The 15,111-nt window shown below is 61.5% G+C and carries 12 protein-coding genes and 1 pseudogene; 6 read left to right on the forward strand and 7 right to left on the reverse strand.

Going from position 1 to position 15,111, the window contains the following annotated elements; all coding sequences use genetic code 11:
• The first annotated feature begins 158 nt into the window (after positions 1 to 158).
• The 4 genes from ACG10_RS23100 to ACG10_RS23115 all read left to right on the forward strand — a co-directional run bounded on the left by ACG10_RS23100 (position 159) and on the right by ACG10_RS23115 (position 5,769).
• Positions 159 to 2,492 carry a glycogen debranching protein gene (locus ACG10_RS23100; RefSeq protein WP_232487320.1) on the forward strand — a complete coding sequence of 778 codons (2,334 nt, stop codon included), beginning with the start codon at positions 159 to 161 and terminating at the stop codon, positions 2,490 to 2,492.
• 184 nt (positions 2,493 to 2,676) lie between these two features.
• Positions 2,677 to 3,425, forward strand: a protein-coding gene (locus ACG10_RS23105) for an IS5 family transposase (RefSeq protein WP_157731522.1) whose coding sequence is annotated in 2 segments (ribosomal slippage) — positions 2,677 to 3,283 and positions 3,283 to 3,425 — 750 coding nt in all. Because the reading frame shifts where the segments join, the coding sequence is not laid out codon by codon here.
• A gap of 82 nt (positions 3,426 to 3,507) precedes the next feature.
• Positions 3,508 to 4,869, forward strand: coding sequence for an IS701-like element ISAzvi8 family transposase (locus ACG10_RS23110; protein WP_089170199.1), 1,362 nt, complete (start codon positions 3,508 to 3,510; stop codon positions 4,867 to 4,869).
• A 150-nt stretch (positions 4,870 to 5,019) separates the two neighbouring features.
• Positions 5,020 to 5,769, forward strand: a complete 750-nt coding sequence (locus tag ACG10_RS23115) for an IS5 family transposase (protein WP_089170200.1) — start codon at positions 5,020 to 5,022, stop codon at positions 5,767 to 5,769.
• A 28-nt stretch (positions 5,770 to 5,797) separates the two neighbouring features.
• Here the strand turns inward: ACG10_RS23115 and ACG10_RS23120 are convergent, their stop codons facing one another.
• From ACG10_RS23120 to ACG10_RS23140, 5 genes are all read right to left on the reverse strand, one after another.
• Positions 5,798 to 6,139 carry a type II toxin-antitoxin system RelE/ParE family toxin gene (locus ACG10_RS23120; protein ID WP_157731523.1) on the reverse strand — a complete coding sequence of 114 codons (342 nt, stop codon included), beginning with the start codon at positions 6,137 to 6,139 and terminating at the stop codon, positions 5,798 to 5,800.
• On the reverse strand, positions 6,136 to 6,396 hold the full coding sequence (locus ACG10_RS23125; protein WP_089170202.1) for a type II toxin-antitoxin system Phd/YefM family antitoxin: 261 nt from the start codon (positions 6,394 to 6,396) through the stop codon (positions 6,136 to 6,138). The genes ACG10_RS23120 and ACG10_RS23125 overlap by 4 nt, the downstream gene beginning before the upstream one ends.
• 101 nt (positions 6,397 to 6,497) lie before the next feature.
• A complete protein-coding gene (locus ACG10_RS23130; RefSeq protein WP_232487321.1) occupies positions 6,498 to 7,349 on the reverse strand; it encodes a YqaJ viral recombinase family protein in 852 nt (283 codons plus the stop codon).
• 77 nt (positions 7,350 to 7,426) lie between these two features.
• Positions 7,427 to 9,025, reverse strand: coding sequence for a glycosyl hydrolase family 28-related protein (locus ACG10_RS23135; protein ID WP_089170204.1), 1,599 nt, complete (start codon positions 9,023 to 9,025; stop codon positions 7,427 to 7,429).
• A 318-nt stretch (positions 9,026 to 9,343) separates the two neighbouring features.
• Positions 9,344 to 10,092 (reverse strand): IS5 family transposase gene (locus ACG10_RS23140; protein ID WP_157731522.1). Its coding sequence is split into 2 segments (ribosomal slippage): positions 9,344 to 9,486 and positions 9,486 to 10,092, totalling 750 coding nucleotides; the frame shifts between segments, so codons are not numbered across the junction.
• A 191-nt stretch (positions 10,093 to 10,283) separates the two neighbouring features.
• Here ACG10_RS23140 and ACG10_RS23145 point away from each other — a divergent pair.
• Together ACG10_RS23145 and ACG10_RS23150 are read left to right on the forward strand one after the other, a co-directional pair.
• Entirely contained in the window at positions 10,284 to 10,547 is a 264-nt protein-coding gene (locus ACG10_RS23145) for a CopG family ribbon-helix-helix protein (protein WP_089170165.1), read from the forward strand.
• Entirely contained in the window at positions 10,510 to 10,806 is a 297-nt protein-coding gene (locus ACG10_RS23150; RefSeq protein WP_089170205.1) for a type II toxin-antitoxin system RelE/ParE family toxin, read from the forward strand. Before ACG10_RS23145 ends, ACG10_RS23150 begins: the two co-directional genes overlap by 38 nt.
• A gap of 247 nt (positions 10,807 to 11,053) precedes the next feature.
• Here ACG10_RS23150 and ACG10_RS23155 read toward each other — a convergent pair whose 3' ends face one another.
• Complete coding sequence (locus ACG10_RS23155) at positions 11,054 to 11,965, reverse strand: tyrosine-type recombinase/integrase (protein WP_089170166.1); 912 nt, start codon at positions 11,963 to 11,965, stop codon at positions 11,054 to 11,056.
• 384 nt (positions 11,966 to 12,349) lie between these two features.
• A pseudogene (locus tag ACG10_RS23160) lies at positions 12,350 to 15,111 on the reverse strand (AAA family ATPase); the annotation flags it as partial.

Here is a 15,111-nt window from a genome sequence, read left to right on the forward strand (position 1 = left end):
CGGCCTGTTAAAGATCATCAATCTTCTTGTCATCATGAATATGGTCGCATTCATTAGCGGCTTGCGATGTGCATTTATCATCTTCATGTATAGTGCCGCGCCGTCATCTTGTATTCAGTAGTCCTGATTGACGGGAAAATGTTGTGATGTGTAGTTCGATGCGCTTGTGGAAAGGGTTGGCCAGGGGGCCATCTCTGGTTGTCACGCTGGTGGTCTTGCTGTCGTTTGCGCCGATACCGGAGGCGCAGGCCGCGATCAACAGCCAGAATCTCGGCGCGAAATACGACGCCACGCTGGAGAACATCACTTTCCGGGTGTATTCCTCGCGCGCCACGCGGGTCGAGGTGTGGATCTACGGCCAGGGCTCCGGCGTCGAGGAGTCGGCACGCCAGGTGATGACCAGGGATGACGCCACCGGCGTCTGGTCGCAGACGGTCTCGGTGTCCGACCTCAGGAACACCTACGGGATCACCGGCACGGTCTACTACGGCTATCGTGCCTGGGGGCCGAACTGGCCCTATGAGGACGGCTGGACCAAGGGCAGCGAAACCGGCTTCATTGCGGACGTCGATGCCGCCGGCAACCGTTTCAATCCGAACAAGCTGCTGTTGGACCCTTACGCGCTGGAGATCAGCCAGGATCCGCTCAGTGGAGCGTGCGCCGACGGCATGATCCACGCCAGCGGCGCGTTGGACCGCCACAGGGACAGCGGCGCCTGCGCCAGCAAGGGCATCGTGTTGGCGCCGGACACCGAGCCGGTCGGCATCAGGCCTTCGCGTGCGCTGAAGGACGAGGTGATCTACGAGGTGCATGTGCGCGGCCTCACCATGAACGACACCAGCCTCCCGGAGACCTTGCGCGGCACCTACGCCGGTGCCGCGACCAAGGCCGGCTATCTGGCGGAGCTCGGCATCACCGCGGTCGAGTTCCTGCCCGTGCAGGAGCTGCAGAACGACACCAACGATGTGGACCCGAACTCCGCCGACGGCGACAACTACTGGGGCTACGCGACGCTGAACTACTTCGCACCGGACCGTCGCTATGCGTCGGACAAATCGCCCGGTGGCCCCACGCGGGAGTGGAAGGCGATGGTGAAGGCCTTCCACGACGCCGGCATCAAGGTCTATGTGGATGTGGTCTACAACCATACCGGCGAGGGCGCGCCCTGGGCCAATAGCGATGGCCAGACCGTCTACAACCTCCTGTCATGGCGCGGCCTCGACAATCCGACCTACTACTCGCTCACCAGCGACCTGCAGTCCCCATGGGACAATACCGGTATGGGCGGCAACTACAACACACGCAATGTCGTCGCGCAGAATCTGATCATCGATTCGCTGGCCTACTGGCGCGACACGCTCGGTGTGGATGGCTTCCGCTTCGACCTGGCTTCGGTGCTCGGCAACACCTGCGAGCATGGCTGCTTCAATTTCGACAGGACGGACTCGGGCAACGCCCTCAACCGCATTGTCGCCGAGCTGCCGCCGCGGCCGGCGGAAGGGGGGGCGGGCATCGACCTGATTGCCGAGCCGTGGGCGTTCGGTGACAACGCTTACCAGGTCGGGGACTTCCCGGCGGGCTGGGCCGAATGGAACGGCATCTTCCGCGACCGGCTGCGCAGGAAGCAGAACAATCTGGAAATCGACGTGATCACCACGGCCGAACTCTCCCATCGCTTTGCCGGATCGCCGGATCTTTATGGTGACGACGGCCGCAGTCCTGGACACTCGATCAATTACCTGGTCGCTCACGACGGCTTCACGCTGAACGACTTGTATGCCTACAACGCCAAGCAGAATGACCAGCCCTGGCCGTACGGGCCGTCCGACGGAGGCGACGACCACAACAACAGCTGGGATCAGGGCGGTGACAGGGCGGAGCAGCGGAAGGCGGCGCGCACCGGTCTCGCCTTCCTGATGCTGAGCGCCGGCGTACCGATGTTCACCGGCGGCGACGAAGTCCTGCGCACGCAGTACGGCAACAACAACACCCATAACCTGGATTCGTCTGCCAACTGGCTGAGCTGGACCCGTGACACCAACGAAGAAACCGATCACGAGACCTTCACCCGCCGTCTGATCGCGTTCCGCAAGGCGCATCCGGCGCTGCGCCCGGCACACTTCTATTCGGAGGCGGACCATAACGGCAACGGCGTGGAGCAACTGAGCTGGTTCAAGCCTGACGGTGTACAGGCCGACAGCACCTATCTCGACAACCCGGACAACCATGTCATTGCCTGGCGCATCGACGGCACAGAGTTCAGTGATCCTGCCAGCGCGATCTACATCGCCTACAACGGCGGGTCGAGCGACGTGAACTTCACGTTGCCATGGCCCGGTTTCGGCAAGAGTTGGTATCACGTTACCGACACTGCCACCTGGAGCGAGGGGCCTAACACTGTCGCCAACTCCGATGCCGAGGGCTTCATCGGCGGTGAGAACACGGTGTATGGGCTGGAGGGGCGCTCGGTAGTGTTATTGATCGCCAAGTGAACTTGGAGCTCTGGTGGGATTGTGGAGGCGAACAAGAGCGACCACCTACTTGAGGCCGTGAACGCCATATGCCGCGCGTTCGGTTTGGGCTAGGGGCTGTTGACGTTTCGAGCCAGAGGCGTTGATGAAGAAGAGCAAACCCGCAAAATTCAGGCTCCCAGCCCGATAATCCCGCGAGTTTGCAATGCCCCGATTGATGCTCAGTGACGAACTCTGGTCGAAGCTGGAAAACGTGCTGCTTCAGCAAGCCATTTACCACAAGCCGGATTTGCGCATGACGGTCGAGGGGATGCTCTACCGGATGCGCGCCGGTTGCCCCTGGAGAGACCTGCCCAGCGCCTTCGGGCGTTGGAGCTCGGTCTACAAGCGCTTCAATGCGTGGTCGGCGGCCGGCAAGTGGCTCAAGGTTTTCCAGGCGCTGATCGAGGAGCCCGATCTCGAGTGGGCCTTCATCGATGGCACCTACGTGAAGGCCCATCAGCACAGTAGCGGTGCCGCCAGCGATCAGTCCGAGGCCATCGGCAAAAGCCGCGCGGGACTCACGAGTAAGATCCACCTGGCCGTCGATGCGCATGGCTTGCCGGTGGCTTTCGAGATCACCGGGGGCAACGTCAACGACTGCACTTCGGCCCCCGAGTTGATTGCGCAGCTGCCGTCTGCCGAGGCGATCGTGGCCGACAAGGGCCATGACAGCGAGCGCATTCGCGAACAGATCGAGGCGCAGGGCGCCTTGGCGGTCATTCCCCGAAAGCGCAACTCGCTCAAGGGCAATGGCGATCTGGACCGGGGCTGTATCGCTACCGGCATCTGGTCGAGAACGCCTTTGCGCGGCTGAAGCATTACCGCGCCGTGGCGTTCCGCTACGACAAGCTGAAGCGAAATTACGAGAGCATGGTAGCCATGGCCTGTGGGTTTCTATGGCTCCCCATGTGAATCGTCAACAGGCCCTAGTCTTACTGTGTCATTAAATTGAGCTATTGTGAGTAGATCTTCTGCAGTTCGAGGAAGATCAACGATGGACTCCATGATCCGCTTCGACGAGTACCTGGCGCATCTGGCGGCAGGTCTTGGGCATGCCGACCGGGAAGCCGGGCTGCGCGGCTATTGCTCCGGCCTGATGCTGCCCCTGGCGCGCAAGAGCGTGGAACCTATGGCGGCACACCTCGACCCCTTGCATGCCAGTGCCCGGCACCAGGCGTTGCATCATTTCGTGGCCAAGGCCGACTGGTCGGATACCGAACTGCTGCGCCGTGTGGCCCGCTGGGTCCTGCCGACCATGGATCTGTCCGCGGGCGGCTACTGGCTTGTGGACGACACCGGTTTCCCGAAGAAGGGGCGGCACTCGGTAGGCGTGGCGCGCCAGTACTGCGGGGTGCTGGGCAAACAGGACAACTGCCAGGTGGCGGTCAGTATTTCGCTGGCGTGCGCACAGGCCAGCCTGCCGGTAGCCTGGCGCTTGTACCTGCCCCGGGACTGGGCCGAAGATGCTGGGCGGCGCCGCAAAGCCGGCGTGCCCGAGGACGTCCGCTTTGCCACTAAGCCCCAGATAGCGCTTTCGCAGTTGCAGGCGCTGCTCGAAGCCGGGGAGTCGCGCCATTGTGTGGTGGCCGATGCTGGTTACGGCGTGGACAGCGCCTTTCGCCAAGGCCTGACGGCCATGGGGCTGTCCTATGTGGTTGGGATCACCTCGGCCGTGCGGGTATGGCCACCCGGCCAGCAGCCGCTACCGCCCAAGCCCTGGACGGGCAAGGGGCGCCCGCCGGTAGCCACGCGGCGCTCGCCAGAGCATCGACCGCTGTCGGTAAAGAAGCTGGCCTTGGCGCTGCCGCCGGAGGTCTTTACGGAACTCACTTGGCGCCAGGGAACCAACGAACCGCTGAGCGGGCGTTTCGCTGCAGTACGGGTACGCCTGGCCGGCAGCGTTTCGGCAAAACAGCGGCTGCACCCGCAGCAGTGGCTACTGATCGAATGGCCCTCCGCGCAGGACGAGCCGACCCGCTACTGGCTGTCCACGCTCGTGGAGGACACGCCGCTGCCGGAACTGGTACGCATCGCCCATCTGCGCTGGCGTATCGAGCGCGACTACCAGGATCTCAAGCAGGACTTGGGGCTGGGGCATTACGAGGGGCGTGGTTGGCGGGGGTTCCACCACCATGCCAGCCTGAGCATCGCCGCCTATGGTTTTCTGCTCGGGCAGCGCCTGCGCCGTGAGGCCCTGTCCGGACCGGATGGCCAAGGAAAAAAAAACCTCATGGCCTGCACGGTACCTGCGCTTCCCGCGGATTACCGCCCCCGCGGTCGGCCAGCGCGCACAGCGGCATGTGGCGGACTCGATCACGACGCTGCGTCATCAACTGGGTGTCTACCTGATGCTTGAGTATTGCCGGGATCTGTACGGAGGCCTGGGGTATCTGCGCTTATGACACAGTAAGACTATGGGCTGTTGACGTTTCGAGCCAGAGGCGTTGATGAAGAAGAGCAAACCCGCAGAATTCAGGGCCCAGCCAGATAACCTCGCGAGTTTGCAATGCCCCGATTGATGCTCAGTGACGAACTCTGGTCGAAGCTGGAAAACGTTCTGCTTCAGCAAGCCATTTACCACAAGCCGGATCTGCGCATGACGGTCGAGGGGATGCTCTACCGGATGCGCGCCGGTTGCCCCTGGAGAGACCTGCCCAGCGCCTTCGGGCGTTGGAGCTCGGTCTACAAGCGCTTCAATGCGTGGTCGGCGGCCGGCAAGTGGCTCAAGGTTTTCCAGGCGTTGATCGAGGAGCCCGATCTCGAGTGGGCCTTCATCGATGGCACCTACGTGAAGGCCCATCAGCACAGTAGCGGTGCCGCCAGCGATCAGTCCGAGGCCATCGGCAAAAGCCGCGCGGGACTCACGAGTAAGATCCACCTGGCCGTCGATGCGCATGGCTTGCCGGTGGCTTTCGAGATCACCGGGGGCAACGTCAACGACTGCACTTCGGCCCCCGAGTTGATTGCGCAGCTGCCGTCTGCCGAGGCGATCGTGGCCGACAAGGGCCATGACAGCGAGCGCATTCGCGAACAGATCGAGGCGCAGGGCGCACGGGCGGTCATTCCCCGAAAGCGCAACTCACTCAAGGGCAATGGCGATCTGGACCGGGGGCTGTATCGCTACCGGCATCTGGTCGAGAACGCCTTTGCGCGGCTGAAACATTACCGCGCCGTGGCGTTCCGCTACGACAAGCTGAAGCGAAATTACGAGAGCATGGTAGCCATGGCCTGTGGGTTTCTATGGCTCCCCATGTGAAACGTCAACAGACCCTAGCGGTTACGGCTCAACGAGCGAACATCAGGCAGTAGTGGATCAGCTGCTGCTCGATGCTCTGTCGCTGCCCCAGGATGAGCAGGACCACCACGAGGCGCTTTTCCTCGTCGCATTCATAGAAGACGCGGTAGCCGTCGAGATTGAGCTCCCGGTAATGGGTGATCCCAAGCTCGCTGGCTTGTGCGCTGATGGGGTAGCCCAACGGGTGATCGGCCAGGCGGCGTATAACTTCTGCCACCAAGGTGGAGAGCTTTTCATAGGCCCCGTCATAGCCGTGGTACGGCTCCAGGTGGGCGATCTGGGAAAACAGGCTGGTTTCAGCAGTAGTAGCAAACTGAACGTCGAAGCTCATGAGGTTCCTTTGGGTTGCTGGCATCGTTGTGCCAACCGATCCAGGAGCGTGTCGCCCGACACCAGCTTGCCTTGCTCTTTGTCGCGGGAACCCAATGCCAGGAGCTTGACGAGTGCAATCGTCTCATCGCGCTGCTTGCGTTCGGTATAGGACTCGATGACATAGGCGGGCAGACCGTTCTGGGTGATCACCATGGGTTCGGTTAGATCCAACGATGCGGCGTGCTTCTTCAAGAAGCTGATCGTCTCGATTTTCATAGCAATGTCCTACGTTTAAGAAGTCTATTTATAGACTAAATTTAGATCTTCGTCGACAAAACAAAAAACCCGGCACGAAGCCGGGTTAAAGAGGTTGTGCATCAGAACCAGAAACCGGCCGCAAAGGGCGGCTGCTCCTCCGGTTCGGGCTGTGCCGGCTTGCGGATGCGAAGCACCGGTGCCGGCTGGTTCGGGTCAAAGCTGGGATCTACCGTCATGCGCGTCCGGCAGCCACTGTCGCCCTGGTGCTTCTGGATCAGGTCCGCCGGAATTTCCTTCCCTTGGGCCATCTCCTCGGCAATCGCCTTCCAGTCGACAGCGCCTGCCACGTCGTAGACTGTGATCTTCACTCCGTAGGCGTCGGCCCGGCGGAACCCTGCCGCTCTCACGAGGAGCTTGAGCTGGGTGTCCAGCTCGCCGGCCTCCTTCTGCAGCGCGTTCAGCTGCGCCTTGAGGGCGACCACTCTGGCCTCCTGCTCGCGGCGCTTTTCCGCCAATGCCTTCCAGGCGGCTTCGTCGGTCTGCTCCATCGGCAGCACATCCCGCAGGGGATCGGCTGCCGGGGGCGTCCCGGTTTCCACCTTGTTCCAGAAGCTTTTTTCTGCCTCGATGATGCGCTGGATGAGCAGGTCATCCCGCTCGACCACCAGGCAGCACGCCTCGTGGTTGGGCGACCAGAACCACAGGTACCCACGCCGCGCGCCGCAGACAATCAGCTGGTGCATGACCTGCCAGCGATAGAGCTGGAAGGCCGGGCTCTTGTCCCGCAGCGCCAGCACCTGCAGATGATTGTCCTCCGCGAGGTTCTTGATCTCGACGGGGGAGCCATCGCCCAACAAGCCATCGAAGGAGGCCCGGATGAACGGGTACTCCTGCGACTCGGCGCAGATCGGCAGCCCAGCTGGCCGTACTTCTCCTCGAACATCGACCGGCCAGGCCCCTGCGCCGGCCAATGGGGCTTCCCGGGCAGGCGGCCAGACCCGCAGCCAGCGCGGACGCGGCCGCCCCCGGCGGGGACGGCCCGGCCGTGTCAGGCGACCGCGTCAATCTGCGGACCGGCGCCTACCAGCGTGAGCTCCGTGGCACTGCTGTCGAAGACGAAGCTGGCCTCGCTCAATCCGCCGTAGTTGCCTTCCAAGGGAATCTCGAAGCGTTCGCCTTCGGCATTGGCTTCGAAGCTTTTCAGGTAAGTCCGCGTGCCGGTACCGTTCACCTGCACGGCCAGGGTGCCGTCGTAGCCGTTGCCCAGGCCGGTGAAACCCAGCGCGGACAGGTCGATCAGGTCCTCATCGGCATCGAAGTCGAGGATCAGATCGTTGAAGCTGGCGTCGCTGGTGCGATAGCTGTCCTCGCGCGCGGAGAAGCGGAAGATGTCAGCACCCTCGCCGCCGGTCAGCCGGTCGCGCCCGGCGCCGCCATCGAGCAGGTCGTCGCCGGCACCGCCGAGAAGCTGCTCGTTGGCGTCGCCGCCGATCAGCGTGTCGTCGCCCTCGGTGCCCTGGAGGGGCCCGCTGGACGAGTGGGCGCCGGAGAGCTGCACCGAGGCGATCTGCCCGCCGCTGATGCTGTTGTCCCGAAGCGTGGTGTAGTCGCTGCCGTCGTTGCGCTCCTGCACGACGTAGGTGGCGTTGCCCGAGGTGGTGATGACGTTGCCCTTGATCAGGGTGTTCTGGGTCTCGTAGACATTCCCCGTAACGCTGGCGTCGTCGAAGGCCTGCAGGAGGACCTCCGGGTATTTGCCGTTCTGCACGTTGTCGTGGATCCGGTTGTTCAGGAGCTGCACGTCCTGCGCGCCGGCGATGCGTACGCCGGCCGTGCCGTTGGCATAGATATCGGCGTTCTGCAGGGTGACCTCGTGGCTCAGCTTGATCAGCACGCCCTCCAGGGCGTTGTCGTGGTAGGAGCCGCCGTCGATCAGGATGTTGTAGGCATGGGGCACGTCGTACGAGCCGCGCTGCACCACCAGGCCGGCACCACCGTTGCCGTAGGCGACGTTGCCGGTCAGGGTGAAGTCGTGGGTGCTGGTGACCACGTTGAAACCGTGGAGGTCGTTGTTGTAGGCGACGTTGTTCTCGAACGCGCCGTCGATCTGGTGGTCGGCGACGAAACCGACGAAGCCGTTGTCGTGGGCCACGCTGTCGCGGATCACCAGGTTGGCGGTCCGCCCGTGCGGGTCGAAGCCGTAGCCGGACATCTCGCGGGCCTCCACCCGCTCGACGATGACATTGCGGTCGGCGCCGTCGCCGAACTTGTAGCCGCTATAGAAGCCGAAGACCGTGCCTTCGGGGTTGTTGTCGCGGTTACCGTCGAGGGTCAGGTCGCGGACGCCGAAGTCGTGCGTCTCCTCGGTCCCGGACGAGCGGATCATGCCGTTGACATCCCCGTTCCAGCCATCGAGCAGCTTGACGACGGTTTCGCCCATGCCGGCGCCCGCCAGGTAGACATTGCTCTTCATCATCAGGGCGCCATCCACTCCCTGCTCGCCGCCGCTGACCCGATACTCGCCGGCCGGCAAGTAGACGGTGCCGCCACCGGCTGCGTGGGCGGCATCGATCGCCGCCTGAATGGCCGCCTGATCGTCGCTGACGCCATCGCCCAGTGCCCCGAAATCCTTGACATTGAAATCCATTTATTCGCTTCCGTATTCAGAATGCGTACTCAGACGCAATGAGAGGAAAAGGGACGGAAACAGCCGGTTTTCCCAACAAGCCATCCCGGCCCGTGACATTGTCGCGATTACCTGAACACTGTACTTCCGGTGCCCTCCGAACCTCCCCAGCCAAGGGGGCCTAAAGGCACTTCGGAGAAGCGGCCGAACCACTGCCGCTCCTTTCCGACCGCCGGAAAGCTCCTTGAGTTCTTTCGGAATAAGGAATCGCCGTGTGTAAGCTTTTTGAAAGGCTATGACTGAGTTAGCTGTTGCAGCAAGCTAGGGTCTGTTGACGTTTCACATGGGGAGCCATAGAAACCCACAGGCCATGGCTACCATGCTCTCGTAATTTCGCTTCAGCTTGTCGTAGCGGAACGCCACGGCGCGGTAATGCTTCAGCCGCGCAAAGGCGTTCTCGACCAGATGCCGGTAGCGATACAGCCCCGGTCCAGATCGCCATTGCCCTTGAGCGAGTTGCGCTTTCGGGGAATGACCGCCAAGGCGCCCTGCGCCTCGATCTGTTCGCGAATGCGCTCGCTGTCATGGCCCTTGTCGGCCACGATCGCCTCGGCAGACGGCAGCTGCGCAATCAACTCGGGGGCCGAAGTGCAGTCGTTGACGTTGCCCCCGGTGATCTCGAAAGCCACCGGCAAGCCATGCGCATCGACGGCCAGGTGGATCTTACTCGTGAGTCCCGCGCGGCTTTTGCCGATGGCCTCGGACTGATCGCTGGCGGCACCGCTACTGTGCTGATGGGCCTTCACGTAGGTGCCATCGATGAAGGCCCACTCGAGATCGGGCTCCTCGATCAACGCCTGGAAAACCTTGAGCCACTTGCCGGCCGCCGACCACGCATTGAAGCGCTTGTAGACCGAGCTCCAACGCCCGAAGGCGCTGGGCAGGTCTCTCCAGGGGCAACCGGCGCGCATCCGGTAGAGCATCCCCTCGACCGTCATGCGCAAATCCGGCTTGTGGTAAATGGCTTGCTGAAGCAGCACGTTTTCCAGCTTCGACCAGAGTTCGTCACTGAGCATCAATCGGGGCATTGCAAACTCGCGGGATTATCGGGCTGGGAGCCTGAATTTTGCGGGTTTGCTCTTCTTCATCAACGCCTCTGGCTCGAAACGTCAACAGCTCCTAGGCGCTTTGTGCCTATACAAGTTGTAATTAGCCTTCTTAATGAATACACTATAGGTGTAAGTAAACACTGTATACAACGTCAACCGAGGGCGCTATCATGGCATCGCCTGTTCTGTCGTTTCGCCTTGATGAAGAGCTCGTCACCCAGCTGGACAAGCTGGCCGAGGCTACCGACCGGGATCGCCTGTACCACGTAAAGCGCGCAATGGCTCGATATTTGGAAGCTGAGTCTTGGCACTTGCAGGCAATCGAGGTCGGCATCGAAGCTGCGGACGCGGGCAAACTTACTGATCTTGCTGCCGTAAAGGCTAAGTGGGTGAGCCGTGCCAAAAATCGTACTGACCGATCCAGCGCAGAGTGATCTGGACGATATCTTCAATCACTACGCTCCCATTGTCGGGGATGACGAAGCGGAGCAGATCGTCATCCGCCTTCTGGAGCAGCTGGAGCATCTGGAGACCTTCCCGGGCATGGGAAGGCCGTCCTTGAAGCCGGACGTTCGCGAAGTCGTATTCACGCGCTACCCCTTCCTTGCCCCCTATCGTTTCGATGCTGACGCCGACCAGATCCAGGTTCTGAGGGTGGTCCATCAACGCACTCAGCACTCAAAGGATTGGTGAACCACTCAAGGAGAGCCACCATGACCACCAGAGCGCAGTATTTCGCCGACTACCTGCAAAACGTGCGGGCGACTGCCGGCGACTCGGGAGTTCATCGAGTATCTGGCTCAGCACCTGCCCGGCGATACCATGACACCTCACCCGACAAACCGGTCTTGTGAGTTTTCGAAGCACGCGGCAAAACGAAAGCCCCCCTCACTGTGCTGCCTGGAAACCGGGGCCGATCAGGCTACCCTCACGCCGTCCCCTACAACCGAATCCTCTCCACCTCGTCGAGGCTGATCTCGTCGCGGCGCCGGTCGTAGAGCTGGGTGGTGCGGGTCGAGGCATGGTTGGCCATGGCCGCGGCGTTTTCTAACGTCCCCCCGTTCTTCAGGTAGGCGGTGATCCCGGTGGCGCGGAAGCTGTGGTTGCCGATCGGCGTGCGGATTCCTGCCGCCTGGGCCCGGCGGCGAACCATGGCATGCGCATTGGCCTGGGCCAGGGGCCGCGCGCTGAGCTGGCCGGTGCCGCGCTGGAGGGTGCGGAACAACGGGCCCCTGGGGTCGTGTTCGATCCCGGTCCCCTCCAGGTAGGCGTGCAGGTACTCCTCCAGGCTGTGATGGCAGGGCATCGCATGGGCCTTGCCGCCCTTTTCGCGCAGGCGGATCCACAGTCGCCGGTTCTGCGTGTAGACGTCCTCGACGCGCATGGCCAGGGCCGCGCCGACCCGGGCGAAGGCGAACACCATCAGCCCGATCAGCGCCCGGTCGCGCAGGCCGATCGGCGTGTCGGTCTCGATGCTCGCCAGCAGCTGCCGGGCCTCGGCCGGCTCGAGCACCGGGGTCTTGCCGGTGCGCGCGCTGTGCCGCGGCCCGCGCACCGCGGCGGCCGGATTCAGTGCAATCACCTGCCCCGTCACCAACCAGTCGAAGAGATGGCGCACTGCGGCCAGGCGCAGCTTGACCGTCGGCGCGGCGTGGGTGCGCGTCTGCTGCTCGACCCAGGCCGCCACGTGCAGCGGCTGCACCGTGTCCAGGGTCGGCACCCCGGCCGCCTGGCACCAGCTTAGGAAGTCCCCCACCGCGCGGGCGTAGGCCCGCCGGGTGTGCGGGTTGCGGATCTGCGCGGTGAAGAACTCGAGAAAGCGAAGCTGGGCGCGTTCGCCGGCGGCGACCACCAGGGCCGGCAGCCGCTCGAGGGGCCGGCGGGGAGCAGTAGCGGGGGAGAGTCTGGGGGGAGAGCAGGCACGGGCGGGCTCGGGGGTGTGTCTATGTGATAAAGGACATTATCACATATAGCCGGAGCGGCAAGCGGGGGAGGACGCGTAGGCAGGGAGAAGAGCAGAACGGGGACGCGGCAGGGGGCCAAGAGCGTCCCCGCCTTCGCCATGAAGGAGGGGGCAGTCTTGAGCAGGGTGTTTCAGCCCGGGCGGGTCGGATATGGGCGACGCCGTCCCAGACTCCGCAACAGGCAGGAGGCGGCCAAAACCGGACACTCATTTGGCGGTGACCGCGCGCACTCAAGAGGCGGACACGGTCGTTTCTAGCGCTCAGAGCTGTTACTACTCACTCACCGCTAACTGGCTTCTACCCGGCCATGGGCTTTCTGAGGCCGTAACGCCTTCAGGGGTTGGGGCGAGTGTCCATATGCGTGCTTCGATTCCGTCGTTTTGTAGCTTACGCATGAAGTAACGGGCTTGAATGGCATCATGGGTTGCAATCACGACCTGGAAACCATGGTCGACGATGTAATCACGAAGCACATCGAATACCGACGCTGCATGTACCAGATCATGATGCTGGGTTGGGTCGTCTAGAAGCAGGCCGCGCCAGGAAGACCATTGATGATCCAGCGCCATTGACAGCAGGAAGGTTAGCTGCAAATCCGTCAGCTGAGCCTCACTGGCTATCGCCGGTACCGGGACTAATTCCCCGTGGAGCGGCACCGACACTTCAGCACGCTCCTTTCTATAGAGGCTGCGAAAATCCAGATTCGTCCCGGTAAAACGCTGCTCTCTAACCACTCGTTTCAAGAGCGCCTGCCACCGGGGTACTACGGCGAGTACGTGTTTTTTGAACATTAGCGATTTCGGAGGATAGATACTGATTGAGAGTATCCATTGCATTGGATAGCAGCGAAAGACGCGTCTGGCCCGATTGTTCTTTCTCCATCCGCTGACGAAGATTGGCTGTGAATTCATCCTCCGACAACTCGCCGCGACGACGATCCAGGAGACTCTGAGCGAGGCGCGCCTGCTCCAATTTGCTCCAGGCACCAATCTCGATTTTGATATTTTGCAGCGTTTCTGAGTGTCGAGCCAGCTCGGTGAAGGCGGACTGCAACTGAGCCTCTCGACTGCTCGCAACCTCGGCAGTTGGATCGCCGGGAAATGATAGTTGGCGCCAGGACGATCGGACAGTAGCAAGTCGAGATTGGACATCGGATAACTGTTTTTCCAGGTCAGATACCCTACTCATCACTTCGGTCAGTTGAACCTGCTGCCGATCCAAAGCGGATTGCTCTACCTTCAGCTTGGCGCTCAGGTCTGCGATCTGTTTGGCATTTTGGTTTTGCGCCAAAGACAACTCATCCAGAGTTTGTGCTGGCGGAGCGTCTACAGTGATCGCTGCCAATGCCGCAGTCGCCTGCTCGAGCCTGTTGCTGGCCTCTGATCGGCCCTGTCGGGCGGAGTCCAGTGCACGAACAGCCAAATCGTAGGAGTTTTTGGTCTGATCAAAGACTTCTGGGACTGGTGGGGCTGCAAGATTGCGCTGCTTTTCATCGAGCTGGAGCTTGGCTGAAACATTTGCATCTTCGCGACGTCGGATCGACTCTTTCGCGAGGGGTACAGTATCGCCGTCGAGCAGGGCGTTGGTTCTGAAATTGTTGATGTCCGCCACCAAGCCCGCCTGCTGGAATTCCAGTTCAACAATCCTGCCCTTGCATGCTTTCAATTCTGCTTCGGCATGTGTTACCGCCTCTGCGCATTTACGCAAAGCATCAGTTGCTTTCTTGACGCGTCGTTCGGCGTCGACAACATTAGGGTCGATAGCCTCCAAAGCCTTGGCAACACGTTCATGAAGGCCTACTGCTCCGTGCTCTTCGCCACATAAGGGGCAGTCACCGCGATCGCTTGGCAGGTGGGCCGCGATGGACGCCACGGCTTGCCGTATCGAATCAGCGGCCGAGGTCAGGGTCTCGTGGTGGCTCTTCGCGGCCAGCTCCTCAGCTTCAGCGGTCACCCTTGACGAAATCGCGGTTCGGAGCCGCTCTTGAAGGACATTCTCTTGTGCCTCTTCACCACTGATGGAGCCCGTAACATCTGCAACGTGCTGAAGCATCTGCTCCCAGCGCTCCAAGAGTTGATGAGCGGTGAGAAGGTCAGCGTCTATTTGTAGCAACGCCTTGCGTTGTCTGTTGATGAGGTCATGTTGGACGCCGAGCTGCTCGTTGCCTTCATGCTCGCTACGCAAGGCGGAGGCCAAAGACTCAGCGTTAGTCAGAGCCTTGTCAGCGGTCTCCAATACCTGCTTGCGCTGCTCGACCGCCTCTTTGGCTTGGGCCTCATTCATGAGCCGATTGAGCTGCTGAACGATTGCATCACGCTCACCTTCTGCTGTGACCAACTCCTGGTGGATTCGCTCATGATTGGCAGCGACTAGGGCTCGATCTTGTTTCTTCTGTGCAAGCTCCTGCTTAACAGTGATGAGCTCGTTACCAAGCTGCTCTGAACGTGCTTGCTCCGAAACGAATCGGCCTATGAGCCCGTCAACCTCAGCTAGCGCCGTGATTTGATCACGAAGTCGGCCTAGCTTGGCTTGTACCAATTGCTCCAATGCATCATGCACCGTTTCCAAGCCATCCTGCCCCAGTGGCGGCACCAGTAGGCCCGCGGGCAACTGCTCGAAGCTCTGCGCCTGGCGCGCGATGTCCGAAATGGATTCAGCGATGTTTTCTTTGCTACGAAGTGCGCCTTGGGACTGAGAAGCTGCCAGATCCCGCTCAAGGGTCAAGCTTTGCCATTCACTAAATTCTGCTTCGAGTGTTTCGAGTGCGCTCTTGGCTTGCTTCAGTTGCTCAGTGAGCACGCGGCGAATACCGCCAAGGGCAGAACTCACCTGGGTGCCATCCTTGCCAATTGGCAACCGTGCCAGATGAGAGCCCGCAACTTTGGCATCTGCCTTTACCAACCATTCCCCTTCCCGCTGATCAAGCAGATGGGTAAGCCTCAGTAGAAACGGAATGTCCTCAGGGTCTGTATCTGGAAAAAGAGGGCTGAGGTCGCCCGTTCTTTCAACGCCACCAATATTGCTCACCTGAGCA

This window comes from Azotobacter chroococcum, assembly GCF_002220155.1.
GTDB lineage: Bacteria > Pseudomonadota > Gammaproteobacteria > Pseudomonadales > Pseudomonadaceae > Azotobacter > Azotobacter chroococcum.

Bases quoted from the DNA above. Each gene is read 5' to 3' on its own strand.
- ACG10_RS23135 (WP_089170204.1), bottom strand. From the start codon at position 9,025: ATGGATTTCAATGTCAAGGATTTCGGGGCACTGGGCGATGGCGTCAGC.
- ACG10_RS23115 (WP_089170200.1), top strand. From the start codon at position 5,020: ATGCCCCGATTGATGCTCAGTGACGAACTCTGGTCGAAGCTGGAAAAC.
- ACG10_RS23100 (WP_232487320.1), top strand. From the start codon at position 159: ATGCGCTTGTGGAAAGGGTTGGCCAGGGGGCCATCTCTGGTTGTCACG.
- ACG10_RS23125 (WP_089170202.1), bottom strand. From the start codon at position 6,396: ATGAAAATCGAGACGATCAGCTTCTTGAAGAAGCACGCCGCATCGTTG.
- ACG10_RS23145 (WP_089170165.1), top strand. From the start codon at position 10,284: ATGGCATCGCCTGTTCTGTCGTTTCGCCTTGATGAAGAGCTCGTCACC.
- ACG10_RS23110 (WP_089170199.1), top strand. From the start codon at position 3,508: ATGGACTCCATGATCCGCTTCGACGAGTACCTGGCGCATCTGGCGGCA.
- ACG10_RS23120 (WP_157731523.1), bottom strand. From the start codon at position 6,139: ATGAGCTTCGACGTTCAGTTTGCTACTACTGCTGAAACCAGCCTGTTT.